This is a genomic window from Serratia sp. CY40230 (genome assembly GCF_052168835.1).
GTDB classification, from domain to species: domain Bacteria; phylum Pseudomonadota; class Gammaproteobacteria; order Enterobacterales; family Enterobacteriaceae; genus Serratia; species Serratia nematodiphila.
In genome coordinates this window covers 152,822-178,431 of record NZ_JBJNLX010000007.1, presented here as the reverse complement: position 1 = coordinate 178,431, position 25,610 = coordinate 152,822, and the positions used below count along the sequence as shown (strand labels likewise).

Sequence of the window (25,610 nt, the reverse complement as noted above, 5' to 3'; positions counted from 1 at the left end):
CGCAAAGATTGCGTCGATGGCTGCGATAGGTGGACGCAGGGCGCGGCAAACCGCGCCCTGATGGGGATTATTCCGGTACCACCCAGTTTACCAGATGGTGACCGATGCCCGACGGCACCAGCACCTTGTGCAGCCACGGCAGCACGTTCTTCATCTGCTGTTCCAGCTTCCACGGCGGGTTGATGACGATCATGCCGGAGGCGGTCATGCCGCGCTGATCGCTGTCGGGTTTCACCGCCAGCTCGATCTGCAGGATGCGGCGAATGCCGGTGGCTTCCAGATCGCGCAGCATGCGTTTGATCTGCTGGCGCATTACCACCGGGTACCACAGCGCATAGGTGCCGGTGGCGAAACGCTTGTAGCCTTCCTGAATGCCTTTGACCACGTCCTGGTAATCGGTCTTCATTTCATACGGCGGGTCCATCAGGATCAGGCCGCGGCGCGACAGGGGCGGCAGCTGGGATTTCAGCTGCTGATAGCCGTCGGCGCGCTGCACTTTGGCGCGTTCGTCTTTCTGGAATTCGCTGCGCAGCAGCGGGTAGTCGCTCGGGTGCAGCTCGGTCAGGTGAATTTTGTCCTGCGGGCGCAGCAGCTGGCGGGCGATCAGCGGCGAGCCGGGATAATAGCGCAGCGTGCCGGAACGGTTGAAGTTGTGCACCACGCTCATGTAGGCCGCCAGCTCTTCCGGCAGATCGTCGCGTTGCCACAGCAAACCGATGCCTTCCAGGTATTCGCCGGTGCGCTCGGCGTGTTCGCCGCTGAGCTGATAACGGCCCGCGCCCGAGTGGGTATCCAGATACAGGAACGGCTTCTCTTTTTCCTTCAGCGACTCGATGATCAGGCTCTGAACGGTGTGCTTGAGCACGTCGGCGTGGTTGCCGGCGTGGAAACTGTGGCGATAACTTAACATGACGGGTGGCGGTTCCTTGTGCTCCGCAGGCGGAGCATTCAATGCAATAAGGCTTATAATCTGCACAGTATAAACTGTCTGGCCGGGAAAAACCGGACTCCGTTGCCGCAGACGTTAACAGAAAGGGACAGGACGATGAGCAAACAGGCGATTTTGGCGAATTACCCCGACGCGGCACGCTGGGCGTTCGGCGACGGCCCCGCGTTAGCCGACGAACTGCTGGGATTGGTGCTGAGCGGGGATAAAACCGCCACCTGCAGTTCCTATGCGAGCTATCGTCGGGAACAAACCCCGCGGATCGGCGATTACAGCATCGTTCTCGATGGCCGCGGCGAACCGGCCTGCGTGATCAGAACCCTGGCGCTGCGCCTGGTGCGCTACGACCAGGTGACCGCCGAGATGGCGGCCAAAGAGGGTGAAGGCGACAAAAGCCTGGCGTTTTGGCGCCAGGGGCATCAAGAGTTCTTTACCCGCGAGGGCACTTTTGCGCCGGACATGTGGCTGGTGTTCGAAGAGTTCGAATGGGTTGAAACGCTGTGAATCACAAGGAGAAAGGATGAGCTGCATTTTTTGCGACATCGTGGCGGGCAAGGCGCCGTGCCATAAAATCTGGGAAGACGACGACCATCTGGCATTTCTGTCTATCTTTCCCAACACCGACGGTTTCAGCGTGGTGATCCCCAAGGCGCACCACCCGAGCTACGCGTTTGATCTGCCGGACGAGGTGCTGAGCGCGTTGATGCTGGCGACCAAGCGGGTGGCGAAGCAGCTGGATCGCGCGTTCGACGACGTCGGCCGCTGCGGCATGGTGTTCGAGGGCTACGGCGTCGACCATGTGCACGCCAAACTGATCCCGCTGCACGGCACCGCATCGCTGGAGCAGTGGCGGCCGATCGAATCGACCTCGCCGAAGTTTTTCGAACGCTACGAGGGCTATATCTCCTCCCACGACGCCGCGCGCGCCGACGACGAACAGCTGGCGGCGCTGGCCGCCCGCATCCGCCAAAGCGCCATTTAAGGCACGAACGATCAACGCCGGGCATTGATTTTCCTGCTGTCTGGCTCCATGTTAGAGATTCATACGCATTTTAAGGCTCGCCCGTGTGGCGGGCCCAACGCTAATCAGGACTGCCCTATGACAAATCCGTTGCTGACCCCGTTTTCCCTGCCGCCTTTCTCGGCGATCCGCCCTGAAGATATCGTGCCTGCGGTGCAATCCGCGCTGGCGGACTGCCGCGCCGCGGTAGAGCGCGTGGTCGCGCAGCCGGGCCCGTTCACCTGGGACAATCTGTGTCAGCCGTTGGCGGAGTCGGACGATCGCCTGTCGCGCATCTGGTCGCCGATCGGGCACCTGAACTCGGTGAAAAACAGCCCGGAGCTGCGCGCCGCCTATGAGCAGGCGTTGCCGCTGCTGTCCGAGTACGGCACCTGGGTCGGCCAGCACGAAGGGCTGTACCAGGCCTACCGCAGCCTGAAAGAGGGCGCGGCGTTCGAGGCGCTGAGCGTGCCGCAGCGCAAGGCGGTGGACAACGCGCTGCGCGATTTCGAACTGTCGGGCATCGGCCTGTCGGCGGATAAACAGCAGCGCTACGGCGAGATCGTCGCGCGCCTGTCCGAACTGGGTTCCACCTACAGTAATAACGTGCTCGACGCCACCATGGGCTGGAGCAAACTGATTACCGACGAAGCGGAACTGAGCGGCCTGCCGGAAAGCGCCCTGGCACAGGCGCAGGCGATGGCGCAGGCCAAAGAGCAAGACGGCTGGTTGCTGACGCTGGACATGCCGAGCTACCTGCCGGTGCTGACCTACGCCGACAACCGCGCGCTGCGCGAAGAGATGTACCGCGCCTTCGCCACTCGCGCCTCCGATCAGGGGCCGAACGCCGGCAAATGGGACAATAGCGAAGTGATGGCGGAAACGCTGGCGCTGCGCCACGAGCTGGCTCAGCTGCTGGGCTTCGATACCTACGCCGACAAGTCGCTGGCGACCAAAATGGCGGAGAGCCCGGAGCAGGTGATCGGCTTCCTGAGCGATCTGGCCAAGCGCGCCCGACCGCAGGCCGAGCAAGAGCTGGCGCAGCTGCGCGCCTTCGCCAAACAGCACTATGGCGTGGACGAGCTCGAAGCCTGGGACATCACCTATTACGGCGAAAAACAGAAACAGCATCTGTTCTCCATCAGCGACGAGCAGCTGCGCCCGTACTTCCCGGAGCAGCGGGTGGTGGAAGGGCTGTTCGAAGTGGTGAAACGCATCTACGGCATCACCGCCAAAGAACGTAAAGACGTGGAAACCTGGCATCCGGACGTGCGCTTCTTCGATCTGTTCGACGCTAACGGCGAGCTGCGCGGCAGTTTCTACCTCGATCTGTACGCCCGCGAAAACAAACGCGGCGGCGCCTGGATGGACGACTGTGTCGGCAGCCTGCGCAAGGCCGACGGCACGTTGCAAAAACCGGTCGCTTACCTGACCTGCAACTTCAACCGCCCGCTGGGCGACCAGCCGGCGCTGTTCACCCATAACGAAGTGACCACGCTGTTCCACGAATTCGGCCACGGTCTGCATCACATGCTGACGCAGATCGATACCGCCGGCGTCTCCGGCATCAATGGGGTGCCGTGGGATGCGGTCGAGCTGCCGAGCCAGTTTATGGAAAACTGGTGCTGGGAGCCGGAAGCGCTGGCGTTTATCTCCGGCCACTATCAGAGCGGCGAGCCGCTGCCGAAGGAAATGCTCGACAAGCTGCTGGCGGCCAAGAATTACCAGGCGGCGCTGTTTATCCTGCGCCAGCTGGAGTTCGGCCTGTTCGATTTCCGCATGCACTTCGAATACAGCCCGGAGAAAGGGGCGCAGATCCTGCCGACGCTGGCGGAAGTGAAGAAAATGGTGGCGGTGGTGCCATCGCCGAGCTGGGGCCGCTTCCCGCACGCCTTCAGCCACATCTTCGCCGGCGGCTACGCGGCAGGTTACTACAGCTACCTGTGGGCGGAAGTGCTGTCGGCCGACGCCTACTCGCGCTTCGAAGAAGAGGGGATTTTCAACGCCGAGACAGGCAAATCCTTCCTCGACAACATCCTGTCGCGCGGCGGTTCGGAAGAGCCGATGGCGCTGTTCAAACGCTTCCGTGGCCGCGAGCCGCAGCTGGATGCTATGCTGCGCCATTACGGCATTAAAGGATAACCCGACACGTGAGCGTGTGTTTATTGTGTGAAGCAGGCGCCGATCCCGGCGCCTTGTCTGTTTTGGCGCAGCGCTGGCGGCTGACGTCCGACGACGACGCGCCGATGGCGCTGGTACTGACCCCGCAACGGCTGGAGCTGCGCAAGCGCGACGAGCCGAAGCTCGGCGGGATCTACGTCGATTTCGTCTCCGGCGCCATGGCGCACCGGCGCCGCTTCGGCGGCGGCCGCGGCGAGGCGGTGGCCAAAGCGGTCGGCATCAAGGGCAGCTACCTGCCGGACGTGGTGGACGCCACCGCCGGGCTGGGGCGCGACGCCTTCGTGCTGGCGGCGCTGGGCTGCCGGGTGCGGATGCTGGAGCGCAATCCGGTGGTGGCGGCGTTGCTGGACGACGGCCTGCAGCGCGGCTATCAGGATGCGGAAATCGGCCCGTGGCTGCGCGAGCGCCTGACGCTGCTGCACGCCTCCAGCCTGACAGCGCTGGCGGATCTCAGCCCGCGTCCCGAGGTGGTGTATCTGGATCCGATGTTCCCGCACAAGCAGAAAAGCGCGCTGGTGAAGAAAGAGATGCGGGTGTTCCAATCGCTGGTGGGCAGCGACGATGACGCCGACGGCCTGCTGGAACCGGCGCGCCGTTTGGCCACCAAGCGCGTGGTGGTGAAACGCCCGGACTACGCGCCGCCGCTGGCCGACGTGCCGGCGCACGCCGCCACGCTGACCAAAAGCCACCGCTTCGATATCTACATGCCGCTGTAATGTCTGCCGGGCCCGCCGTGTCGGGTCCTCAGTTTTCCTCTCGCAAACTTTTCCCCACGCCGCCGCCCGGATGCACCGCCAGCAAGGCGCTCTTGTCGTAACCGCTGCGCGCCATCAGGCAGGCGCAGGCGGCGTCGAAGATCGCCAACACCAGCACAATTGAGGTGGTGGCCAGCATGTTCAGCGGATCTATCTCCTTCTGCACCCCGGTAGCGATCGTCAGTTGCGCCGCCTGCGCGATGGCGGAATGCGGGTTTTCCGTCACCGCGATCAGCGTCACCCCCTTGGCTTGCAGCGTCGGCAGCAGGCGGGTCAGCTCGTCGGAATTGCCGCCGCGCGAGATCAGGATCAGCAGATCGTCGGCGCGCAGGAAGCCCAGATCGCCGTGCGCCGCGCCGGTGGCGTCGAGATAGACCGCCGGCCGCTCCACGCAGGCCAGCATATGGGCTATCTTGCGCGCCGCAATCCCCGAGGTGCCGACGCCGGTGACGGCGATTTTACCGCGGCAGTCGGCCAGCAGCGCCAGCAGCCGCTGCCAGGTGTGCGCGTCGAGGCGTTCGCCCAGCTGCGCCAGCTCCTGGCTGTAGGTTTGCCAGCCCTGTACGGCCTGCCGCCACTCCTGCTGCATCACGCCTCCTCCTGCATCAACCGGCGGTATTTCATGTGGTCGTTGTACAGCTCGTGGAACACCCGGTATTTACGGTCGTAATAGTTTTTTATCTGGTTGGTCTGCGGCGTGACCGTCTTGCCGATGCGGCTCATGGCGCTCATCGCCTCCGGCAAGGTGTCGAACACGCCGGCCGCCACGGTGCCCATCATCGCGCCGCCCAGCAGCATCGCTTCGCTCTCCTCCGGCAGCAGCATGGCGCAGCCGGTGGCGTTGGCGTGCTCCTGCACGAAGATCGGGTTCTTGGTGCCGCCGCCGCTGGCCATGATGGTGTCGATGCTGTAGCCGCTGTGGTTCATGGTTTCGATGATGTGGCGAGTGCCGAGCGCGATGGCCTGAATGGTGGCCAGGTAGTGCAGCGCCATGTCTTCCGGCGTGCGCGACAGCTTCAGCCCGGTCAGGATGCCGGTCAGCGTCGGGTTGGCGCGCGGCGAGCGGTTGCCGTGGAAATACGGCAGCATGTGAATGTCCTGCGTCAGGAAGGCGATGTTCTCCGGCTCGCCGGCCATGCGGCGCAGAATGGCGTTCAGCACCTCATAGATGGTCTGCCCCTGAGTTTTCGCCTGCGCCAGCAGCTCCTGATAGCACGGATGCGACTGGATGACGTGGTCGATCAGCGCGCCGGTAGCGGACTGGCCGCCCTCGTTCAGCCAGTATTCCGGCAGGATCGCCGAGTAATACGGCCCCCAGACGCCACCGATAAAGCGCGCGGTGCGCGACATCGCCATATGGCCGGTGGAGGTGCCGCCGATCAGCGCGACGCGGCGATTGAAGTCGGCCACCTCGCCGGAAACGCCGGTGGCGCCCAGCGTGCCGAGGGTGCCGGCGTGCGCGTCGATGATCGATACGCTCACCGCCGTGCCGGCGATCAGCCCCATCTCGCTGGCGGCACGCTGGGTCAGACCGTGGCCCAGCGGCTCACCCATCATTTTAACGTCGCTGCCGATCTTGGCCGCGTCATGTTCCAGCACGTCTTCCAGCCCGATCTGCTGGAAGTAGCTCTTGTCCCAACGCTGCTCGTGGCCGAGATAGGTCCACTTGCACACCGTCGAGCACAGCGAACGGGTGGCGTCCTGGGTGGCGCGCCAGGTGAGAAAGTCCGGCAGATCGAACAGGTAGCCGGCGTTGGCCCAGGTGGTGGGCATGTGCTGTTTCAACCACAGCAGTTTCGGCGTCTGCATCTCCGGCGAAATGATGCCGCCGACGAAGTCCAGCACCCGGTGTTTGGTGGCGTTGATGCGCTCGGCCTGGGCGATCGCCCGGTGATCCATCCACACGATGATGTTCTGCTCGGTTCGGCCGGAGGGGCTGACGGTCAGCGGCTTGCCCTCTTTATCCAGCACCACCAGCGAACAGGTGGCGTCGAAGCCCAACCCCTTGACCTGGATCGGGTTGATGTCGGCCTGGTTGACCGCGTCGCGCACCGCATTGCACACCGCCTGCCAGATGTTATCCGACGACTGCTCGACGAAATCCGCCTTCGGCCGGTACAGATCGATGGCCCGGCTGGCCTGGCCGACCATGCGCCCATTGAGATCGAATACGCCTGCGCGCGCGCTTCCGGTGCCCACATCTACGCCAATAAAATAGCTCGCCATTATCTGTTTTCTCCTAAGCTTTTCGATTCTGTAACGCGATAAACAGGATCAGCACGCCGCCCCAAAGGGCCATGGTCAGGTAGCTGCTGACCCCCAGCAAATTGAGGCCGCTTTCCAACATTTGCAGCACGATCAGCGCCAGCACCAGCCCCAGAATGCGGCCGAAACCGCCGTCCGGGTTGATGCCGCCCAGCACCGAGGCCAGAATGGTCACCAGCAGATAAGATTCGCCGTAGCCGGCCTTGGCCGAGTTGAACTTGGCCATCATCAGCAGCGCTGCGCCCCAGCCGAGCAGCGCCGACAGGATGTACACCGCGATCTGCACCCGCGCGGTGTTCACGCCGCTAAAGCGGGTGGCCTGCTCGTTGGAGCCGATCAGGTACAGGCTGCGGCCCAGCGTGGTGTGCTCCAGCAGCAGCCACAGACCGACCGCCACCAGCAGGAACAGGATCAGCGCCACCGGTACGCCGAGCACGGTGCCGTTGCCGAGAAATTGAATCGCCGCCGGGAAGCCGGAGATCACCGCGCCGTTGGACAGCAGGATGTTCAGGCCGGTGATCAGCGTCATGGTGCCGAGCGAGGCGAGGATCGGCGAAACGCCGATCCAGGCTACCAGCACGCCGTTCAGCGCGCCGATCGCCACCGCCACCAACAGGCCGGCCAACAGCGCCAGCGCCAGGAACAGCGGCTGGTCGGGATGGCTGACGATGATCGCCGCCATCACCAGCGAACAGGCGTTGGCGCCGGCGATGATCGACAGGTTGATGCCGCCGGTCAGCATGGTGATGCCCATGCCGAGCGCCAGCAGGCCGAGGATCGGCAGCTGCGAGGCGATCGACTGGAAGTTGCCGAGGCTGAAGAAGCGCGATCCGAGCAGCCCGGCGAACAGCAGCGCCACCGCGATGATGATCGCGCCCTGCAGGCGAATGATCCGATCGTTTGGGATCAACCGAGTTAACTGCGTCATGTCAGATCTCCTTGAGCAGCTTGCGTTTTTCGTTCCAGGCGGTGGTGCTGATGCTGATCAAAATGATCGCGCCGCTGAATACCTGGTGCCAATAGGCCGAGACGCTGAGCAGCGTCAGCCCGTTTTGCAGGAAGGCCAGCAGCACCACGCCGAGCAGGGTGCCGGTCAACGATCCGCGGCCGCCGCTCATGCTGGTGCCGCCCAGCACCACCGCCGCCAATACCGTCAGCTCGAAACCGAGCAGCGAGTTGGGCGCCACCGACTGGGTGATTTGCGCCTGCACCACCGCCGCGACGCCGGCCAGAATGCCCATATAGCCGTAGACGCAAAAATGCAGCCGCAGCAGGTTCAACCCCAGGCGCGACGCCGCGTCGCGATTGCCGCCCATGGCGTAGATCTGGCGTCCCAGCCGGGTGCGGTTCATCAGCACGCCGGTGACGACGATGGTCGCCAGCAGGCACAGCAGCGGCAGCGTCAGGCCGTAGTCGTAGCCGTCGGCGCCCTGGAACGAGAACCAGTTGATGCCGTTCATGAACCAGTCCGGGAAGCCGTACAGCCAGGTGCCGTTGGTGGCGTATACCAGCAGGCCGTAGAACAGGTTAAGGGTAGCGATGGTGATGATGATCGCCGGCACCTTGAGCCAATACACCAGGAAACCGTTCACCAACCCGAGCAGCAGGCCGACGCCAATCGCCAGGGCGAACGCCAGCGGGAAGCTGCCGCCGTGCTGGATCACCCAGCTGGCCATCACATACTGCGCGATGGCGGTGACCGCCGGGAACGAAATGTCGATGCCGCCGGCGATCAGCACCACGAACAGCCCGCAGGCCAGGATGCCGAGAATGGCGTAGCTGGTGGCGACGTCGGTCAGGTTGCCGAGCGTCAGAAACTCATCGGTGCCGGCGCTCAGGCCGATCGCCAGCAGCAGCACCAGCAGGCCGAGATAAAACTCGTGCCGCCCGGCCAGGCGGGCCAATAATGACTTATCCATTCACCACCTCGGCGATCTGTTGTTCGGTACTCTGGTGCGGCGCGAATTCGGCGATCAACTCGCCCTTGCGCATCACCATCACCCGATGGCTGTTGTAATAGGCTTCCGGGATCTCGTCGCAGATCATCAGCACCGCCATGCCCAGCTGCGCCAGATCGCGGGCGATCTGATAGATCCCCTCTTTGTTGGCGATGTCGACGCCGACGGTGGGTGAGTCGAGGATCAGGATCTTCGGCTGGGTTGCGACCCATTTGGCGATGGCGATGCGCTGGGCGTTGCCGCCGGACAGGGTCTTCACCGGCAATGCGCTGTCGGACACCTTGATGTTCAGATCGCGGATCAGCCGGTTGACCAGCTCGGTCGCCTTGGCGTGATCCAGCAATCCAAGCGAGGTATGCAGCCGATCGAAGACGGTGACGATGGTGTTGTCGTAGATCGATTGCTCCATGATCAATCCCTGCGTCAGACGATCCTCCGACACATAACCGATGCCGTGGCGCACCGCTTCGCGGTTGTTGTGCAGCTGCACCGCTTGGCCCTCGATGCGGATCTCGCCGCTGTCCGGCCGCGTCATGCCGAACAGGCTGAGGCACAGTTCGGTGCGGCCGGCGCCGAGCAGGCCGACGATCGAGACGATCTCGCCGCCGCGCAGCGCCAGATTGACGTTGCGGTATTTTTCGCCGCGGCTGAGGTTGCGCACCTCGAGCAGCGGCGCCTGTTCGGCCGGCGGCAGCGGGGGCAGCGGGCTGTAATGAAAGCGTTGGCCGGTCATCAGGAACGCCAGTTCATGGCTGTCCAGTTCGCTGGCCGGCCAGGTGCCCACCAGCTTGCCGTCGCGCATCACGCTGATGCGATCGGCGACTTCCATCACTTCATCCAATCGGTGGCTGACGAACACCACGCAGATGCCGGCTGCTTTCAGTTCGTTGACCACCCGCAGCAGGCCATCGACCTCCTGGCGGGTCAGCGAGGCGGTCGGTTCGTCCATGATAACCAACCGCGCTTCGGCGGCGATGGCGCGGCAAATCGCCACCAGCTGCCGATCGGCGATCGACAGTTTTTCTACTTTTTTATCGGGATCGATGTGTACGCCGACCCGCGCCATGGCGTCCAGCGCCGTCTGGCGCATCACCCGCTTGCGCACCCAGAAGTGGCCGCCGGGCAGGTAACGGTGGATGGCGATGTTTTCCGCCACCGTCAGGTTAGGGAACAGCGACAGGTCCTGGTAGATCACCTGTATGCCGTAATAACCGGACAGCTGAGGCGTCAGGGCGTGGAAGAGTTTGCCTTCCAGCGAAATATTGGCGCCTTTTTCCGGCTGATAGACGCCGGAGATGATTTTAATGATGGTGCTTTTGCCGCAGCCGTTTTGCCCGGCCAGGCAGTGCACTTCGCCTTTATTCAGCGTCAGGTTGATCTGGTCTAATGCCAGCACGCCTGGGAATCGCTTGCTGATATTCTCCAGGGTGATAAATGCGGGGGAGGCTGTCATAACGTTAACCTGTGCTTGCGTAGCGGCCGAAGCCCTGGGCGCAGCAGGCTGCGCCCCTACGAGGGTTTAACTACTTTCCCGGTGTAGCGAAATTACGCGAAAAATCAGAATCCGAGCGATTTGGCGTTGTCTTTGGTCACTTCCAAAATCTTATTAAACCGAATCACTTTGTGTTCCATATCGACGTCGGCCTTGCCGAGGCCCTCGATCGACAGGTCTTTGTTCACGTCCTTGCCCTGCAGCAGCTGGTCGGCCACCGTCACCAGCGCATAACCGGCGTCTTTCGGATCCCACAGCAGCGCTTTCTTGATGTCGCCGCGCATCAGGTAAGGGGCGGCCTGCGCCGGCATGGCGATGCCCACCACCGCGATTTTGTCCTTGGCGCGCTTCTTGGCCACCGCCTGGCCGGCGCCGATTGGGCCGAGCGAACCGAAGCCGATGATGCCCTTCATCTGCGGATAGGTTTTCATCAGATCCAGCGTGGTGGCGTAGGATTTGTCGATGCTTTCCGCCACCGGCAAGCGCGAGGTGACTTCAAACATGTCCGGGTATTTTTCTTTCTGATACTTGATGGCGGAATCGGCCCAGGCGTTGTGCAGCGGCACGGTCAGCGAGCCGACGTAGATCGCGTAGCCGCCTTTGCCGCCCATGTCTTTCGCCAGTTCATCGACGTTGGCCTGCGCGTATTTCTCGCTGTCGATGGTCTCGATGTCCCACTGGCCGATCTGTTGGTCCGGGGATTCATGGGTCAGCACCACGATGCCTTTGTCGCGCGCTTTTTTCAGCACCGGCTCCAGCACTTTGGCGTCGTTCGGCACCACGATGATGGCGTTGACGTTCTTGGCGATCAGATCCTCAATCACCTTGACCTGTGCGGCCGGATCCGGCGTAGAAGGGCCGGTCTGGTAGGCGTTGACGTCGAGTTTTTTCGCCGCTTCGTTGACGCCCACTTCCATGCGGTTGAACCACGGAATGCCGGTCACTTTGGCGACCACGGCAATCTCATATTTATCAGCGGCGAACACAGGTGTTGTCGATAACATGCACGCAGAAACCACACATGCATTTAATAATGCGAGGTTAAATTTCATTAGCTGTACCTTTTTTTATCTGTAGGGGTGGCGGTTTTTCCACCGCTGCAGATTACAAAGGAATGGAAGAGGGGGCGTAGCCGAAGTTAACGAAATGTGATCTGCGCACATTTAAGTAAAATATTGGCGTATTTAGTGTTAAATAAATGTTTAATTATTTGTCGGTGGTAAATTTACTATCAACAAAACGGCTGAAAATAACTTTTTATTAACTTTTAATTAACGCATATGCATCATTTTGATGGCTTGGACGCGGAAAAAAATGCCGGCGAAGGAGCCGGCATTGAAGCATTTAATCGATGTGTGAACAAGATCACCTTTGCGCCCGATTACAGCACGCCCTGCGCCAGCATCGCCTCCGCAACCTTAACGAAACCGGCGATATTCGCGCCGTGCACATAGTGGGTTTGCTTGCCCTCGCCGCCGTATTCCACGCAGGCATGGTGAATATCCGCCATGATATGTTGTAAACGTACATCCACTTTTTCCGCCCGCCAGCCGATGCGCGCGGCGTTTTGCGCCATCTCCAGCCCCGAGGTGGCCACGCCGCCGGCGTTGGCCGCCTTGCCGGGCGCGAACAGCACCCCGGCGTCAAGGAAGGCGTCGGTGGCCTGGATGGTGGTCGGCATGTTGGCGCCTTCCGCCACCGCTTTCACCCCGTTGCGGATCAGCGTCTGCGCCGCCTCGAGATCCAGCTCGTTCTGGGTGGCACACGGCAGGGCGATATCCACCGGCACGCTCCACGGCTGCTGGCCCGCCAGATACGTCAGACCGCGCTCACGGGCATAGTCCGCCACCCGGCCGTAACGCTGGTTCTTGATCTCCGCCAGATGCGCCAGCTTCTCGGTGGTGAAACCGTCTTCGTCCACCAGGGTGCCGCCGGAATCCGATACGGTGATCACGCGCGCGTCCAGTTCCAGCGCTTTCTCGATGGTGTACTGCGCCACGTTGCCGGAGCCGGATACCGCCACCCGCATGCCCTCAAAGCCCAGGCCGTGGCGCTGCAGCATGGCGTCGGTAAAGTACACCAGGCCGTAGCCGGTCGCCTCGGGGCGGATCAGGCTGCCGCCGAAGGAGAGGCCCTTGCCGGTAAACACGCAGGCGGTGTTGTTGGACAGTTTTTTCATCATGCCGGCCATAAAGCCGACTTCACGGCCGCCGACGCCGATGTCCCCGGCCGGCACGTCGGTGTCCGGGCCCAAGTGGCGATACAGCTCGGTCATCAGTGCCTGGCAGAAGCGCATGATCTCGCCCTGGCTTTTGCCCTTGGGATCGAAATCGGAGCCGCCTTTGCCGCCGCCCATCGGCAGGGTGGTCAGCGCATTCTTGAAGGTCTGCTCAAAGCCGAGGAACTTCAGGATCGACAGGTTTACCGATGGGTGGAAGCGCATGCCGCCCTTGTAGGGGCCGATGGCCGAGTTGAACTGCACGCGGAAGGCGCGATTGACCTGCACCTGGCCGCGATCGTCCACCCAGCTGACGCGGAACTGAATGATACGCTCGGGCTCCACCAGGCGCTCCAGCAGCGCCTGTTCGCGATAGCGCGGGTTGCGCTCGATAAATGGCCACAGCGAGGTGAACACTTCGCGCACGGCCTGCAGATATTCCGGCTGGTGAGGGTTATGGCGTTGTAACGAGGACAGGAAAGACTCTACCGATACGGCATATTCCATGGATAACTCCTTTTCGCATTAAATTTCCCCCGCTATTTCTTATAAATATGGGTATAGGCGATGCTCGGGGGAGGATGTTGTGTCTTTAGCGACTATATCATCGGAGGGCGGTTGATTATCAAGCGATTAATCGGCGTGGCGGCATGAAAAACGCCCGCAGGGCGCGGGCGTTGGTCAGTTAAGTTAGCAAACGCTTACTTCATTCGTCTTCTTCATCGCGCAGCGGCACGATCAGCATATCGATGTGCACGGTATTGATCAGCTGGCGCGCGGAAGACATCAGCTTGCTCCAGAAGTCCTGATGGTGGCCGCACAGCACCAGGTCCATATCGTATTTCTTGATGGCGTCCACCAGCACCTGCGCCAGATCGCCGCTGCCGCTCAGGGTCTCGGTGATCGGGTAGCCGGCGTTTTGCGACAGCTCGGTCAGCGCCTGATGGGTTTCTTCAGAGATGCGTTTTTGCATGTCGCCGAGATTGACGTCGATAAGGCCGGTATAGAGGTCGGAATAGTTGACATCGACGTGGATCAGAGAAACTTTGGCGTTATACGGCCGCGCCATAGAGACGGCTTTTTCTACCAGGATCTTGCTTTCCGGGGATAGGTCTACCGCGATCAATATGTGTTTGTAAGCCATAAGAATACTCCTTCCATAAACATGCCGATTAAAAAGGGTTAGCAGGCGTTCCGTGTACCCGCCTGGCGCTGTTGGTTCCATAGTATCATTCGGATAACGCAATGATATGTTGGGGCGATCACACTGCGCCGCATCGAAAATCTCTGCGCACGATACCTTTTGTTGTACACCCGCGTGGCGTAAAAGCCTATGGGTTATGCGGGTTTTAACGGTCTGACCGCTTGAATTATAAGCGTTATTAAACAAAGTATAGCGCTAAATGTGCAATCAGCGCTCCAGATGCGGCTGCAACAGGCTTTCAAACCACTCATGAAACACCGCCAAACGGCGGGAACGCTGGCGGCGATGGGGGTAGATCAGGGCGATCGGCATGGAGGCGGCGCGGTAACCGGGCAGGACTTCCACCAGTTCACCGGCGTCGAGCAGGTGTTGCACGTCGTAGCGCGGGATTTGCATCAGCCCCAGCCCGGCGCGGCAGCAGGCGATATAGCTTTCGGCGTTGTTGACCACCACCCGGCTGGGCAGTTCGAGCCGTTGCGTAGGGCCGTCGCCGGTCAGGAATTCCCAGGGGGATTCGCGGCCGGTCTTGGGCGAGGCGTAGCCGATGCTCCAGTGCCCCTCGGCAAGATCGCCGGGGTGGAGCGGATGACCGAATTCGCTCAGGTAGGCGGGGCTGGCGCAGTTGATCAGCGCGATATGGCCGAGCGGGCGCATCACCAGGCTGCTGTCGTGCAGATCGCCGACGCGCACCGCGCAGTCGACCCCCTCCTGCACCAGATCGATGGCGCGATCGGCGGAGCCGAGCACCAGCTGCAGGTGAGGATGCCGCCGCAGCAAGCCGGGCAGCGCCGGAGCGATCAGCCGGCGGGCGATGCGGCTCGGCACGTCGACGCTGAGCCGCCCGGAGGCCTGCCGTTGGCTGGCCTGAAATGACTGATCGATGTCCTCCACTTCGGCCAGCAGCGGGCGCAGCCGCTCGAGCAGCTGTTCGCCGTCGGCGGTCAGCCGCACCTGCCGCGTGGTGCGGTGCAGCAGGCGCACGCCCAGCTGCGTTTCCAATTGCTGCACGGCGGCGGACACCGAGGCGCGCGGCACCTCCAGCGCATGGGCCGCCCGGATAAAGCTGCCCATTTCCGCCACCTGTACGAATACGCGGTATTGATTGAATCTGTCCATCTCGTTGACCTGCTGTTCCTTGGCGCCGTTCCCGACAGAAAGTGTAGCCGCATGGCGCGGTTGCGCGCGAGCAGGTGCGGGGGCCTCTCCGCCCCCGTCGAACTATTTGGTGGTGTAGCCGCCGTTGATCAGGATGGTTTGGCCGGTTACCCACCAGCCGTCGCTGACCAGATGGCGGATGAACGGCACCACGTCTTCGATATCGGTCAGGCCGGTTTGGCTGAACGGCGACAGCGCCGCCGCCGTTTTGTGGTAGGCCACGGCGTCCGCACCCTCTGCCGGGTAGAAGAACGGGGTATCCATCGGGCCGGGGCCGACCGCCGTCACGGAGATGCCGCGCTCGCCGAACTCCTTGGCGGCGGCGCGGGTGAAGTGCTCCACCGGCGCCTTGGTGCCGGCATAAGCGGCGTAGAACGGCGTGAAGGCGCCGAGCAGCGAGGTGACCAGCGTGCAGATTTTGCCGTTGTCGTTAAGGTGCTTACCCGCTTCTTTCAGGAAGAAGAACGCGGTTTTGGCGTTGACCGCCGTCATCTCGTCGTACTCGGCTTCGCTGATGTCGATCAGCGGCTTTTTCAGCACCTTGCCGACGGTATTGATGGCGATATCCGGCTTGCCGACGGCGGCGACCGCATCGGCGAACAGCTTCTCGACCGCGCCTGCGGTGGTCAGATCGGCCTGCAGCGCGACACCTTGCGCCCCGGCGGCCTGAATGGCGGCGACGGTTTTCTCCGCTTCGGCTTTGGAAGCGGCGCTGTTGTAGTGGATCACCACCGCTTTGGCGCCTTGTTCAGCCAAATCGCGCGCGATCAGCCCGCCGAGGTTTTTGGCGCCGCCGGCGATGAGGACGGTTTTTCCCTTGATTGAATGGTTTGCCATAACAGTTTCCTTGGATGAGCGTAACGGAAACCTGAGTCTAGCCAGCGTGGGGGGAAAGATCAGTGGCGTGGCGCGGGATAGACTATCCAGAAAAGCGACATAATCGAAACGGACGGTTATCGCTTATAACGCCCCGGCAGGTGACTTTTCGGTACAGGGCGGTAAATTTTATCCACTGCTCAGGCCAGTTTGCGTTCCATTAACCTACAATGATGGATATGGGCCTCACCATTTCTCCTCTGAGTAGAACCATGCCGTGCAAATCTCATCGTGCGGTGCGGCAACGTCTTCGGAGGCGGTGGGTTATGGGCGTGGCTCGTGCAGGCAAAAAAAGGGGATGAGAGCGGTAAGCTCCAGCAGAGTATCGGGTAATGAGGTAGGGCGGTTGGACCCGGCGGATGGCCGCGGATAACAACGCCTTGAGGGGGTAATCATGATCAGTACCGTCGCGCTGTTTTGGGCCTTATGTGTGGTGTGTGTGGTAAACATGGTGCGGTATTACTCTTCTCTGCGCGCGTTGCTGGTGGTATTGCGCGGCTGTGACCCGTTGCTGTACCAATACGTCGACGGCGGCGGCTTCTTCACCGCCCACGGCCAACCCAGCAAGCAACTGAGGCTGGTGCGCTATATCTTTGCGCAGCGCTATGTCGAACACCACGATCCGGAGTTTATTCGCCGCTGTGAGCGGGTGCGCGGGCAGTTTATGCTGACCTCGGCCCTGTGCGGCCTGGTGGTCATCTGCCTGATAGCGATGATGATTTGGTATTAATGCCTTTCTGTTTCCCTTGATGCAGGCAAAAAAAAGGCGGCCCTGCGGCCGCCTTCCTCATGATGCTTATCGCTTAGATCAGCTTCAACGCAATCCAATACAGCGCACCGGAAAGCAGAATCGAGATTGGCAGGGTCAGTACCCAGGCCAACAGGATGTTCTTCACGGTTTTGCTCTGCACGCCGCCGCCGTCCACGATCATCGTCCCGGCAACCGCCGAAGAGAGGACGTGGGTGGTGGAGACCGGCATGCCGGTATAGCTCGCCACGCCGATCGACAGCGCCGCGGTCATCTGGGCCGATACGCCCTGGGCGTAGGTCATGCCTTTCTTGCCGATCTTCTCGCCGATGGTGGTGGCCACGCGTTTCCAGCCCACCATGGTACCGAGCGACAGCGCCAGCGCGACGGCGACGATGATCCACATCGGCGCGTACTCGACGGTCTGCAGCAGATCCTGACGCAGGTTCTTCAGGAAGCGCTGGTCGGCGGATGAGGTTTCCGGCAGCTTGGCGACTTTATCCGCCGTGTCGGTCACGCACATCAGCAGGCGGCGCAGGTGGCTGCGCTGGTCAACCGTCAGCTGATCGTAGCTTTGCAGGTTGGTCAGCATGCCCTGAGCCAGCTCGATCGCCGGCATGGCGCGCGAACTGTCACAGTGGAACTCGGCCGGTTTGCCAGACGCAGCTTCGTCATCCGGGCTTGGCACCAGCGGCGTCAGCGACACCGCATGCGACAGCGCGTCGCCGTGCTGCTGGTAATATTGCTGCAGGTGGGTCACGGCGTCACGCGTACGGGTGATGTCATAACCGGTTGCATTCATATTGACCACGAAGCCGGCCGGCGCAACGCCGATCAACACCAGCATGATAAGGCCGATGCCTTTCTGGCCGTCGTTGGCGCCGTGCGAGAAGCTGACGCCAATCGCCGACAGGATCAGCGCGATACGGGTCCAGAACGGCGGCTTGCGTTTGCCGTCGACCTTTTCACGTTCCGCAGGGGTCATGTGGATACGCTGGCGTTTCTTGGTGCCACTCCAATAGCGGCGCAAGGCGAACACCATCACTCCCGCCACCATCATGCCGACCAGCGGCGAGAACAGCAGAGAAAGGAAAATACCAATCATTTTCGGGACGTTAAGCGCATCCACCACCGAAGTGTGGGTCATCAGGGCGTTGGTTAAACCGACACCGATGATTGCGCCTATCAGCGTATGGGAACTGGAGGCCGGCAGACCGAAATACCAGGTGCCGAGGTTCCAGATGATTGCCGCCAACAGCATGGAGAAGACCATGGCTAATCCGTGTGCTGAACTGACGTTCAACAACAGATCGGTAGGCAGCAAGTGGACGATGGCGTAAGCAACACTCAAACCGCCGAGCATTACGCCAAGAAAGTTGAACAAACCTGCCATCACGACCGCAAGTTGCGAGCGCATGGCGCGGGTATAAATAACTGTAGCGACCGCATTGGCCGTATCATGAAAACCGTTGATGGCTTCATAAAACAACACGAACAACAATGCGAGAATTAACATCAGGCCGGTATGGAAATCCAGGCCAGCGAACAAATGCAGCATAAGCGTTACGCCAGTTTGTGGACATGAACGCCGCGCATTATCAGTGACAACCGGGGCCGGGGAAAAGGAAAATATGACGTTTTTTTGATTTGGACATGACGAAACGATGACGCGCCTATAACAAAAATATTGAATATCAACGCGTTATTCTCCTCTGACCTCTGTAATATTTTCTTACTGTGGCGTTGGCGGCGCCGGGGCTTTACAATCTGCCGCCGTGAATTTGGCGGTGACCGGCGGCGAAACGGCGTAATATGGCGCTCTTTTGTCGCGATTGTGGTTTTGATAAGTGAGGCTCAGGTGGAACAGTTTGATGTCGTAGTGATTGGGGCGGGTGCCGCCGGCATGTTTTGCGCCGCGCAGGCGGGGCAACTCGGTTGCCGCGTGTTGCTGCTCGACAACGGCAAAAAACCGGGCCGCAAGATCCTGATGTCCGGCGGCGGGCGCTGCAACTTTACCAACATGTACACCGAACCGGCGGCCTATCTGTCGAACAACCCGCACTTCTGCAAGTCGGCGCTGGCGCGCTACACCCAGTGGGACTTCATCGATCTGATCAACCGCTACGGCATCGCCTACCATGAAAAAACGCTGGGGCAGCTGTTCTGCGACGACTCGGCGCAGCAGGTGGTGGATCTGCTGGTCAAAGAGTGCGAGCTGGGTCAGGTGACGATGCGCCTGCGCAGCGAAGTGCTGGGCGTGGAGAAAACCGAGAACGGCTACCAGCTGGCGCTCAATGGCGAAAAAGTAAGTGCTCGCTCACTTGTGGTGGCCAGCGGCGGATTATCCATGCCGGGGTTGGGCGCCTCGCCGTTCGGTTACAAACTGGCGGAGCAGTTCGGCCTCAGGGTGCTGCCGACGCGCGCCGGGCTGGTGCCTTTTACCCTGCATAAGCCGCTGCTGGAGCATGTGCAAACGCTGTCCGGCGTGTCGGTGCCGGCGGTGATCACCGCCGAGAACGGCGTCAGCTTCCGTGAAAGCATCCTGTTCACCCATCGCGGTCTCTCCGGCCCGGCGGTATTGCAGCTGTCCAGCTACTGGCAACCGGGTGAGTATGTGAGCGTTAACTTACTTCCTGAGCTGGATCTGGCGGGCTTCCTGGATAACCAACGCCAAGAGCACCCGAACCAAAGCCTGAAAAACACTCTGGCGCTGCATTTGCCGAAGCGGCTGGTGGAGTGCTTGCAGACCCTGGGACAACTGCCGGAGGCGACGCTGAAGCAGCTGAATGCGCCGCAACAAGCGGCGCTGGTTGATCTGTTGCAGAACTGGCGCGTGCAGCCGAACGGCACCGAAGGCTACCGCACGGCGGAAGTGACGCTCGGCGGCGTCGACACCAACGAACTTTCTTCCAAGACGATGGAGGCCCACAAGGTGCCGGGGCTCTATTTCATCGGCGAAGTGGTGGACGTGACCGGGTGGCTGGGTGGCTACAACTTCCAGTGGGCCTGGAGTTCGGCCTGGGCCTGTGCCCAGGCGCTGGCGGCGCAGGGGCGTTAAAACCCGCTCAGCCTTGACACGTGCCGGGTCACATTGGCCCGGCCTTGAGCTGATTCATTAATTTCATTTTAGTGTTGCCGTCGAGAAAACTCGCCTCCAGCGCCTGTCGGTTGCTGCGGTTAAAATCGTCATCCTGCCAGCCGAAGGCGTCATGCAACAGCTGGTACTCCTTGTTCAGCGTGGTGTCGGCGACGGTGCGCGCATCGGTATTCACGTTCAGCCGCACTCCCATCCTTTTCAGCCGATCTATCGGATGATCGTCGATGCTGTCGAACAGATTGCAGACGAGATTGCAGCTGGGGCAGATCTCGAGCAGGACGCCGGTGGCTATCAGACGCTCGATAAGGGCAGCATCCTCGATGCTCCTGACGCCGTGGCCGATGCGCGACACCTGTAGCTGCTCCAGCGTTTCCCGTACGCTGTCGGCGCCCTTCGCCTCGCCGGCGTGGGCGATGACGTTGCCGCCGGCTTCGCGCACCGCCCGAAAGGCCGCTACGTGATTGGCCAGCGGGTAACGCGCTTCATCGGCGGCCAAATCCAGCGCCACCACGCCGCTTCCCTGATAATCGATAACCAGTTTCGCCGTTTGCAGGCTGGCGGCCGCGTCGAAATGTCGCAGCGTACACAGGATCAGCCCGGCGGCGATGCCGTAAGCCCGTGATGCGTGATGCATGGCCGCCAGCACCGTCTCGACCACCGCTTCGCCGGTTAATCCCAGCCGGGTATGCAGCAGCGGCGCGAAGCGCAGCTCGGCATAGATGACATTATCCGCCGCCAACTGCGCGAATAAGTCCTCGACGGCCAGCGTTATCGCCTGGCGTGTCTGTAATAGATCTATTTGCGGCGCTATCTTGCTTAAAAAGTTCCCCAGATCGGCGCATCGCTTCGGCGCGATAAATTGCCGATTAAATGCCGCTCTGGTTATTTGCGGGTCGACCTTTTTGACATAGTGGTAGCTTAAACAGGTATCCAAATGGACGTGTAATTCCACTTTCTTCAATTTTCTTGGATCGAATTTCATAAGGGCCACTTATTTCATTAACGGCTGAGATAACAACGAGAACAGTTTTTCTTTAAACAGGCCGGGTTTGATGCGGGTGATCACGCGCGCATTGGCCGGTTCGTCGGTCAGGTGGGTGGAATCGATGACGTAATGGCCGTAAGACCTTTCACTTTTATATTCAACCCAGGAATACGCCTCCAGACTGGTTTCGACGATGTCCGGGTAGAGCGCCACCGCCATGGTGGTCGGATCGGGCAAATCAAAGCCTTTACGTTCGGTGCGCATGGCGTTGAACGCCATCAGCGTGCGATTGCAGCGCACGGCAAAGCGCCCCAGTTCGCCGAGATTATTCAATCGCTCTATATCGCGTTCGTTGATAAATGCTTCCCCCATGCCGATCTCCCAGCCAACGAGGGTGAGTGGCAGCCCGGCAGTGAGCACCAGATGCGCGGCCTCGGCATCGGCGTAAAAATTAAATTCGGCCAGCGGGGTGATATTGCCGGGCATCAGCCCGGAACCGCCCATCACATAAACCCTCTTCACTTTTTCGGCCAGCGTGGGCGCTTTCAGCACCGCCATCGCGAGATTGGTCAACGGCCCGAGGGTGACGATTTCCAGCTCGCCATTGAGCCGTGCGGCACAGTCGATGATGGCGTCCACGGCATGAACGGGTTCGGCGTTCTGGCGCGGATCGGGCAAGGCCATGTCGCCCATGCCGTCTTCGCCGTGAATATGGTGCGAATGATAACGCGTTCGGAAAAGCGGTTTCGCCATGCCGGCATAAACCGGGGGCGCATAGGTTCCCGCTTTTTCCACGCAGATAAGTGCATTTTTGACGCACTGTTCAAGCGGGCAGTTTCCCGCGACGGTGGTGATCGCTTCCACCTTCACGTCGGGTGCGCGCAACGCCATCAGCAGCGCGACGGCATCGTCGGAAGCAGTATCGGTATCTATCAAAATATGTCGCATGGCCATCTCCTCGGGTGGGCTATGCGGAGAAAGTACCCAGACGACCTAAGGCAAAAAAGGTCAGATGTCCTTTTTCGTTCTGAAGCGCGTCGGCTATGCTGAACGCAGTCGAAAGCGAGGATGTAAGACGTTTAAGGATGAGCCCTGGGAGTGAATCGCCTTGAAAACGGTCGGTGACAGCAAGCTAAAAGAAGCTTTTATCGACGCTCACGATCTGCGAACGGCGCTTTCGCCCACGCTGCTCGCCGCACTGCGCCTGGTCAGCGTCGAGGCCGGCGAATACCTGGTGACGCAAAGCGATCGTTTGACCCACCTGTTTTTTCTCGTGCAGGGAAAATTGCAGGTTGAGAATTTTGATGTGAATGGCGCGCACATTGTCTTTTCCTTCGAAACGGATTTCTCGGTGATTGGCGATCTGGAGCTGTTCTCCCAGGCGCAGCGCACGCTGTTCAGTACCGTGCAGGCGGTGACCGACGCGCTGCTCCTCGCGGCACCGATAGAGGCCATCAACAATCACGCCCTGAGCGACCCGGCGTTCCTCACCTTTATCTGCCGGCAATTGAGCAATAAGCTGCTGAATGCCTCTTTGCTGCATGCGAACGGCGTTTTTACGGCGGAGTATAAACTGCGAAAATTTTTATTATTCAAGATAAAGAACGAAGGGGAATTGATTGAGCTGGAAAACCGGGAGGCGCTGGCGGCGAGATTGGGCATCTCCGTCAGACAGCTGAGCCGCGCGCTGGCGCAGCTCGCGGCGGATGGCATCATTCAATTTAAAAACAAATCACTGCGGGTGACGGATCGCCAACGGCTGTCCGACATCAACGGGAGCGCCAGGATCTAGCCGATCGCCGGCCCCTTCAATTCCACGCGATTGCCGTCCGGATCGCTGAAATAAATGGACGGGCCGTCGCCTTCAGCGCCATAGCGCGATTCGGCGGGATCAACGCCGATCCCCTGCGATCGCAGATAGGCCAACAGCTCGTCCTCGTTGAAAGGATCGATGCGCAGGCAGATGTGATCGACATTTTGCCGGTGAGGATCGGGCGCCGTGCCGCCTTTTTTCCCCAACACGCCGTTAATATCCACCAGATCGATCATGGCCGCTCCGGCGCGCAGGTGCATCAGCCCCAAATCCGGCCGCTGTTTGGCGATATCACAGCCGACGATCCGGGTATAAAAATGCAGGCTTTTCTGCATATCGCGCACGCGCAGCACCACATGGTCGATAGTCTTCAGGCTGAAAGGGCGCACGGCCATCTCCTCAAACGGAAGTCTCCTTTACAGCATAAACGGCGCTGGCGGATTTATCCTGCTCCAGAGCTAAAGCAAAAAAACGGCCGATGGTTTTCACCATCGGCCGTAAGCGTGAGGAGTGTTCACGCATTAGCGCGGGAAGTTGCCGCTCAGCGCATCCAGGCCATCCTGGTAGATGCCATGGAACAGGGCGACGGCTTCGTCGTCGCTGATATTGACCGGCGTGAAGCTGCCCGACCATTCCACGCGCGCCACGTTGGCGTCGTCGGTGGCGTGTACCGACAGGGTGGACAGGTAATTCACCACCGGGAACGGCGCCTGCATGATGGAGTAGCTGTAGCTGCGTTGACGGTTGTCGAACGCTTCCAGCCGCTCGATAACGGTGCCGCCGTCAGAGGTCGTCAAAGTGCGCACGCGGCCGCCTTCAGAAACGACGCTTTTCGGAATGAACGGCAGCCAGTCAGGCAGGGCGTCGAAGCCGCCGATCAGTTGCCATACGGTGTCGGCGGATGCCGGGATGTTCATAGATACGGATGTAGTAGCCATTTTCTTTCTCTCTTGATATCGGTTTAGGGTACGGAATTACATTGCCAGGGTGTCGACGACGCCGCCGTCGACGCGCAGCGCCGCGCCGGTAGTGGCCGAAGACAGCGGAGACGCAAGGTAAACGGCCAGGTTGGCCACTTCATCGACGTCCGCCGCGCGTTGAATGATGGAGCTTGGGCGTTCGGTTTTAACGAACTCGTCGGCCTGATCGCGCGCGCTGCGCCCGGATTTGGCCGCCGCTTCCGCCAGCATCTCCTGCAGGCCTTCGGTAAAGGTTGGCCCTGGCAGGATGGCGTTGACCGTCACGCCGGTGCCGGCGAGGCGTTTCGCCAGGCCGTGAGATACCGCCAGGTTGGCGCTTTTGGTCACGCCGTAGTTGATCATATCCGCCGGGATGGCGACGCCGGATTCGGACGACACGAAAATAATGCGTCCCCAGCCCTGTTCGGTCATGCTCTGCGCGTAGTGGCGCGCCAGACGCACGCCCGAGAGGACGTTGACGTTATAGAAGTGCATCCACTCGCTGTCGGGCACGGTAAAGAAGTCTTTATCGTTGAAAATACCGAGGTTGTTGACCAGCACGTCGGCTTTCGGCTCCGCGGCGAACAGGGTTGCAGCCCCTTGTTCGGTGCCGAGATCGGCGACCACGCCGCGTACCTGCGCGCCGGGCACGTTGGCGCTGATGTCGGCGATGGCGTTATCGACTCCGGCTTTCTGACGGCCGACGATCACCACGGTGGCGCCCGTTTTGGCAAGCCCGCGCGCGATGCCGAGACCGATGCCGGAGGTGGAGCCGCTGACGACGGCGACTTTGCCTGAAAGATCCAGTTTCATCATGTATATCACTCTGTCATGTGGGTAATGGGGCCGGGGGGGCGGCCCCATAAAACTTAACGAATCGGCAGCGGCGCGTTGTCGGCCACCAGTTTCTGGCGGCGCATCTCCGCCCAGAACTCAGCCGGGATCACTGCATCCAGCGCAGCCAGATCTTCGGCCATGCGGCCAGGGCGGCTCGAACCGGGGATCACGGCGGCGACGGCCGGGTTAGCCAGCGCGAATTGCAGCGCGGCGGCTTTGACGTCTACCTGGAAGCGAGCGGCGATCTCTTTGATTTTCGCGACTTGCTGGCGAATAGCCGGGGACGCTTTCTGATATTCGAAATGTTCGCCGCCGGCCAGCACGCCGGAGCTGTATGGGCCGCCGACGACGATATCGACATTCTGTTCCAGCGCTTCCGGCATCAGGCGTTGCAGGGCGCGTTCGTGATCCAGCAGGCTGTAGCGGCCGGCCAGCAGGAAGGCATCCGGTTTCGGCTCATCAAGCGCCAGCGTCAGTTCGCAAGGCTCGACGCGGTTGACCCCGAGGCCCCAGGCTTTGATCACGCCTTCGTCACGCAGGCGGGACAGTGCGCGGAAGGCGCCGGTACGGGCGATATTGAACTGTTCCAGCCAGCTGTCGCCGTAGAAATCCTGAGCGACGTCGTGGATCCAGACGATATCCAGACGGTCGGTTTTAAGACGCTTCAGGCTGTGTTCAATGGAGCGAAGCGTGCCCTCTTCCGAGTAGTCGTTCAGGATCTTGTTTTTCAAACCGTGTTCGAACAGGCCGCCTTTCTCACCCAGATCGCGGGCGGCGGGATCTTCCATTTCGTCCAGCATGATGCGGCCCACTTTGGTGCTCAGCACGAACTCATCGCGTGGGTACTGAGAGAGCGCTTCGCCCATGCGAATTTCCGACAGGCCGGAACCGTAAAGCGGTGCGGTGTCGAAGTAGCGGATGCCCAAGTCCCAGGCGCTGGTTACGGTAGCCAGCGCTTCTTCTTCTGGAATGGCGCGGAACATATTGCCGAGCGGCGCGCCGCCCAAACCGATCTTGCCGGGTAAAATATTTTTGATGCTCATGGTGAATCCTCAATACGTTATCTTTTCAGGGAAACTAGTGGGGCTCATACAGCGTCTGCCCCGTCACGAGGCTAAAGA

General features: G+C 60.8%; 25 protein-coding genes. 7 read left to right on the top strand and 18 right to left on the bottom strand.

Annotated features, from left to right (window positions below):
- Positions 1–67: 67 nt before the first annotated feature.
- Entirely contained in the window at positions 68–910 is an 843-nt protein-coding gene (locus ACJ8IJ_RS22355) for a 23S rRNA (adenine(2030)-N(6))-methyltransferase RlmJ (RefSeq protein ID WP_004931012.1), read from the bottom strand.
- A gap of 135 nt (positions 911–1,045) precedes the next feature.
- Here ACJ8IJ_RS22355 and ACJ8IJ_RS22350 point away from each other — a divergent pair, with 135 nt between their 5' ends.
- The 4 genes from ACJ8IJ_RS22350 to rsmJ all read left to right on the top strand — a co-directional run bounded on the left by ACJ8IJ_RS22350 (position 1,046) and on the right by rsmJ (position 4,843).
- The gene (locus ACJ8IJ_RS22350; protein WP_004931010.1) at positions 1,046–1,450 is read left to right on the top strand and encodes an ASCH domain-containing protein; all 405 of its coding nucleotides are present in this window, start codon (positions 1,046–1,048) and stop codon (positions 1,448–1,450) included.
- A 16-nt stretch (positions 1,451–1,466) separates the two neighbouring features.
- Positions 1,467–1,928: an HIT family protein gene (locus ACJ8IJ_RS22345; protein WP_103086199.1), complete on the top strand. Its 462-nt coding sequence runs from the start codon at positions 1,467–1,469 to the stop codon at positions 1,926–1,928.
- Positions 1,929–2,045: 117 nt separating this feature from the next.
- Positions 2,046–4,088 (top strand): oligopeptidase A, encoded by a 2,043-nt coding sequence (gene prlC / locus ACJ8IJ_RS22340; protein ID WP_154871836.1) that lies wholly within the window; start codon positions 2,046–2,048, stop codon positions 4,086–4,088.
- Positions 4,089–4,096: 8 nt separating this feature from the next.
- Positions 4,097–4,843, top strand: coding sequence for a 16S rRNA (guanine(1516)-N(2))-methyltransferase RsmJ (rsmJ, locus tag ACJ8IJ_RS22335; RefSeq protein ID WP_028128290.1), 747 nt, complete (start codon positions 4,097–4,099; stop codon positions 4,841–4,843).
- Positions 4,844–4,871: 28 nt separating this feature from the next.
- Here rsmJ and ACJ8IJ_RS22330 read toward each other — a convergent pair whose 3' ends face one another.
- The 10 genes from ACJ8IJ_RS22330 to ACJ8IJ_RS22285 all read right to left on the bottom strand — a co-directional run bounded on the left by ACJ8IJ_RS22330 (position 4,872) and on the right by ACJ8IJ_RS22285 (position 16,011).
- Positions 4,872–5,471 carry a KpsF/GutQ family sugar-phosphate isomerase gene (locus tag ACJ8IJ_RS22330; protein ID WP_004931004.1) on the bottom strand — a complete coding sequence of 200 codons (600 nt, stop codon included), beginning with the start codon at positions 5,469–5,471 and terminating at the stop codon, positions 4,872–4,874.
- Positions 5,471–7,108, bottom strand: a complete 1,638-nt coding sequence (locus ACJ8IJ_RS22325; protein WP_044030062.1) for an FGGY-family carbohydrate kinase — start codon at positions 7,106–7,108, stop codon at positions 5,471–5,473. The genes ACJ8IJ_RS22330 and ACJ8IJ_RS22325 overlap by 1 nt, the downstream gene beginning before the upstream one ends.
- A 13-nt stretch (positions 7,109–7,121) precedes the next feature.
- Complete coding sequence (locus ACJ8IJ_RS22320) at positions 7,122–8,075, bottom strand: ABC transporter permease (RefSeq protein ID WP_442518925.1); 954 nt, start codon at positions 8,073–8,075, stop codon at positions 7,122–7,124.
- Between the two features lies 1 nt (position 8,076).
- Entirely contained in the window at positions 8,077–9,066 is a 990-nt protein-coding gene (locus ACJ8IJ_RS22315; RefSeq protein ID WP_015379367.1) for an ABC transporter permease, read from the bottom strand.
- On the bottom strand, positions 9,059–10,558 hold the full coding sequence (locus ACJ8IJ_RS22310; RefSeq protein WP_015379366.1) for a sugar ABC transporter ATP-binding protein: 1,500 nt from the start codon (positions 10,556–10,558) through the stop codon (positions 9,059–9,061). The genes ACJ8IJ_RS22315 and ACJ8IJ_RS22310 overlap by 8 nt, the downstream gene beginning before the upstream one ends.
- Before the next feature lie 104 nt (positions 10,559–10,662).
- Positions 10,663–11,649, bottom strand: a complete 987-nt coding sequence (locus ACJ8IJ_RS22305; RefSeq protein WP_028128102.1) for an autoinducer 2 ABC transporter substrate-binding protein — start codon at positions 11,647–11,649, stop codon at positions 10,663–10,665.
- A 329-nt stretch (positions 11,650–11,978) separates the two neighbouring features.
- Positions 11,979–13,322: an NADP-specific glutamate dehydrogenase gene (gdhA, locus tag ACJ8IJ_RS22300; protein WP_016930438.1), complete on the bottom strand. Its 1,344-nt coding sequence runs from the start codon at positions 13,320–13,322 to the stop codon at positions 11,979–11,981.
- A gap of 199 nt (positions 13,323–13,521) precedes the next feature.
- Positions 13,522–13,959 carry a universal stress protein UspA gene (gene uspA / locus ACJ8IJ_RS22295; RefSeq protein WP_004930988.1) on the bottom strand — a complete coding sequence of 146 codons (438 nt, stop codon included), beginning with the start codon at positions 13,957–13,959 and terminating at the stop codon, positions 13,522–13,524.
- A gap of 267 nt (positions 13,960–14,226) precedes the next feature.
- Complete coding sequence (locus tag ACJ8IJ_RS22290; protein ID WP_442518924.1) at positions 14,227–15,135, bottom strand: LysR family transcriptional regulator; 909 nt, start codon at positions 15,133–15,135, stop codon at positions 14,227–14,229.
- Between the two features lie 102 nt (positions 15,136–15,237).
- Positions 15,238–16,011 (bottom strand): SDR family oxidoreductase, encoded by a 774-nt coding sequence (locus tag ACJ8IJ_RS22285; protein WP_004930983.1) that lies wholly within the window; start codon positions 16,009–16,011, stop codon positions 15,238–15,240.
- A gap of 433 nt (positions 16,012–16,444) precedes the next feature.
- On the opposite strand from ACJ8IJ_RS22285, the gene uspB reads away from it, so the two are divergent.
- Positions 16,445–16,780, top strand: a complete 336-nt coding sequence (gene uspB, locus ACJ8IJ_RS22280) for a universal stress protein UspB (protein ID WP_004930978.1) — start codon at positions 16,445–16,447, stop codon at positions 16,778–16,780.
- A gap of 73 nt (positions 16,781–16,853) precedes the next feature.
- Here the strand turns inward: uspB and pitA are convergent, their stop codons facing one another.
- Positions 16,854–18,356, bottom strand: a complete 1,503-nt coding sequence (pitA, locus tag ACJ8IJ_RS22275) for an inorganic phosphate transporter PitA (RefSeq protein ID WP_015379362.1) — start codon at positions 18,354–18,356, stop codon at positions 16,854–16,856.
- 300 nt (positions 18,357–18,656) lie between these two features.
- Between pitA and ACJ8IJ_RS22270 the strand changes: the two genes are divergently transcribed.
- Positions 18,657–19,856, top strand: coding sequence for an NAD(P)/FAD-dependent oxidoreductase (locus ACJ8IJ_RS22270; RefSeq protein WP_197753914.1), 1,200 nt, complete (start codon positions 18,657–18,659; stop codon positions 19,854–19,856).
- A gap of 28 nt (positions 19,857–19,884) precedes the next feature.
- Here the strand turns inward: ACJ8IJ_RS22270 and add are convergent, their stop codons facing one another.
- Positions 19,885–20,877, bottom strand: a complete 993-nt coding sequence (add, locus tag ACJ8IJ_RS22265; RefSeq protein ID WP_049240476.1) for an adenosine deaminase — start codon at positions 20,875–20,877, stop codon at positions 19,885–19,887.
- Positions 20,878–20,886: 9 nt separating this feature from the next.
- On the bottom strand, positions 20,887–21,828 hold the full coding sequence (locus tag ACJ8IJ_RS22260; RefSeq protein WP_131165320.1) for a nucleoside hydrolase: 942 nt from the start codon (positions 21,826–21,828) through the stop codon (positions 20,887–20,889).
- Between the two features lie 160 nt (positions 21,829–21,988).
- On the opposite strand from ACJ8IJ_RS22260, the gene ACJ8IJ_RS22255 reads away from it, so the two are divergent.
- On the top strand, positions 21,989–22,672 hold the full coding sequence (locus ACJ8IJ_RS22255) for a Crp/Fnr family transcriptional regulator (protein ID WP_021505201.1): 684 nt from the start codon (positions 21,989–21,991) through the stop codon (positions 22,670–22,672).
- On the opposite strand, the gene ACJ8IJ_RS22250 is transcribed toward ACJ8IJ_RS22255, so the two are convergent.
- The 4 genes from ACJ8IJ_RS22250 to ACJ8IJ_RS22235 form a co-directional block, all read right to left on the bottom strand.
- On the bottom strand, positions 22,669–23,088 hold the full coding sequence (locus tag ACJ8IJ_RS22250; protein ID WP_004930960.1) for a VOC family protein: 420 nt from the start codon (positions 23,086–23,088) through the stop codon (positions 22,669–22,671). The two genes, ACJ8IJ_RS22255 and ACJ8IJ_RS22250, sit on opposite strands and share 4 nt — an antisense overlap.
- Positions 23,089–23,214: 126 nt before the next feature.
- Positions 23,215–23,631, bottom strand: a complete 417-nt coding sequence (locus ACJ8IJ_RS22245; protein ID WP_031300306.1) for an SRPBCC family protein — start codon at positions 23,629–23,631, stop codon at positions 23,215–23,217.
- A gap of 36 nt (positions 23,632–23,667) precedes the next feature.
- Positions 23,668–24,465: an SDR family NAD(P)-dependent oxidoreductase gene (locus tag ACJ8IJ_RS22240; protein ID WP_004930955.1), complete on the bottom strand. Its 798-nt coding sequence runs from the start codon at positions 24,463–24,465 to the stop codon at positions 23,668–23,670.
- Positions 24,466–24,521: 56 nt separating this feature from the next.
- Positions 24,522–25,532, bottom strand: a complete 1,011-nt coding sequence (locus ACJ8IJ_RS22235) for an aldo/keto reductase (protein ID WP_004930952.1) — start codon at positions 25,530–25,532, stop codon at positions 24,522–24,524.
- Positions 25,533–25,610: the final 78 nt, after the last annotated feature.

Excerpts from the sequence above, each read along its gene's own strand:
- ACJ8IJ_RS22290 (WP_442518924.1), bottom strand. The coding sequence starts at position 15,135 with ATGGACAGATTCAATCAATACCGCGTATTCGTACAGGTGGCGGAAATG.
- ACJ8IJ_RS22325 (WP_044030062.1), bottom strand. The coding sequence starts at position 7,108 with ATGGCGAGCTATTTTATTGGCGTAGATGTGGGCACCGGAAGCGCGCGC.
- ACJ8IJ_RS22330 (WP_004931004.1), bottom strand. The coding sequence starts at position 5,471 with ATGCAGCAGGAGTGGCGGCAGGCCGTACAGGGCTGGCAAACCTACAGC.
- ACJ8IJ_RS22315 (WP_015379367.1), bottom strand. The coding sequence starts at position 9,066 with ATGGATAAGTCATTATTGGCCCGCCTGGCCGGGCGGCACGAGTTTTAT.
- ACJ8IJ_RS22305 (WP_028128102.1), bottom strand. The coding sequence starts at position 11,649 with ATGAAATTTAACCTCGCATTATTAAATGCATGTGTGGTTTCTGCGTGC.
- ACJ8IJ_RS22320 (WP_442518925.1), bottom strand. The coding sequence starts at position 8,075 with ATGACGCAGTTAACTCGGTTGATCCCAAACGATCGGATCATTCGCCTG.
- ACJ8IJ_RS22350 (WP_004931010.1), top strand. The coding sequence starts at position 1,046 with ATGAGCAAACAGGCGATTTTGGCGAATTACCCCGACGCGGCACGCTGG.
- ACJ8IJ_RS22240 (WP_004930955.1), bottom strand. The coding sequence starts at position 24,465 with ATGAAACTGGATCTTTCAGGCAAAGTCGCCGTCGTCAGCGGCTCCACC.
- ACJ8IJ_RS22345 (WP_103086199.1), top strand. The coding sequence starts at position 1,467 with ATGAGCTGCATTTTTTGCGACATCGTGGCGGGCAAGGCGCCGTGCCAT.
- ACJ8IJ_RS22310 (WP_015379366.1), bottom strand. The coding sequence starts at position 10,558 with ATGACAGCCTCCCCCGCATTTATCACCCTGGAGAATATCAGCAAGCGA.
- ACJ8IJ_RS22260 (WP_131165320.1), bottom strand. The coding sequence starts at position 21,828 with ATGCGACATATTTTGATAGATACCGATACTGCTTCCGACGATGCCGTC.
- gdhA (WP_016930438.1), bottom strand. The coding sequence starts at position 13,322 with ATGGAATATGCCGTATCGGTAGAGTCTTTCCTGTCCTCGTTACAACGC.
- pitA (WP_015379362.1), bottom strand. The coding sequence starts at position 18,356 with ATGCTGCATTTGTTCGCTGGCCTGGATTTCCATACCGGCCTGATGTTA.
- ACJ8IJ_RS22355 (WP_004931012.1), bottom strand. The coding sequence starts at position 910 with ATGTTAAGTTATCGCCACAGTTTCCACGCCGGCAACCACGCCGACGTG.
- add (WP_049240476.1), bottom strand. The coding sequence starts at position 20,877 with ATGAAATTCGATCCAAGAAAATTGAAGAAAGTGGAATTACACGTCCAT.
- prlC (WP_154871836.1), top strand. The coding sequence starts at position 2,046 with ATGACAAATCCGTTGCTGACCCCGTTTTCCCTGCCGCCTTTCTCGGCG.
- ACJ8IJ_RS22245 (WP_031300306.1), bottom strand. The coding sequence starts at position 23,631 with ATGGCTACTACATCCGTATCTATGAACATCCCGGCATCCGCCGACACC.
- uspA (WP_004930988.1), bottom strand. The coding sequence starts at position 13,959 with ATGGCTTACAAACACATATTGATCGCGGTAGACCTATCCCCGGAAAGC.
- ACJ8IJ_RS22235 (WP_004930952.1), bottom strand. The coding sequence starts at position 25,532 with ATGAGCATCAAAAATATTTTACCCGGCAAGATCGGTTTGGGCGGCGCG.
- uspB (WP_004930978.1), top strand. The coding sequence starts at position 16,445 with ATGATCAGTACCGTCGCGCTGTTTTGGGCCTTATGTGTGGTGTGTGTG.
- ACJ8IJ_RS22285 (WP_004930983.1), bottom strand. The coding sequence starts at position 16,011 with ATGGCAAACCATTCAATCAAGGGAAAAACCGTCCTCATCGCCGGCGGC.
- ACJ8IJ_RS22250 (WP_004930960.1), bottom strand. The coding sequence starts at position 23,088 with ATGGCCGTGCGCCCTTTCAGCCTGAAGACTATCGACCATGTGGTGCTG.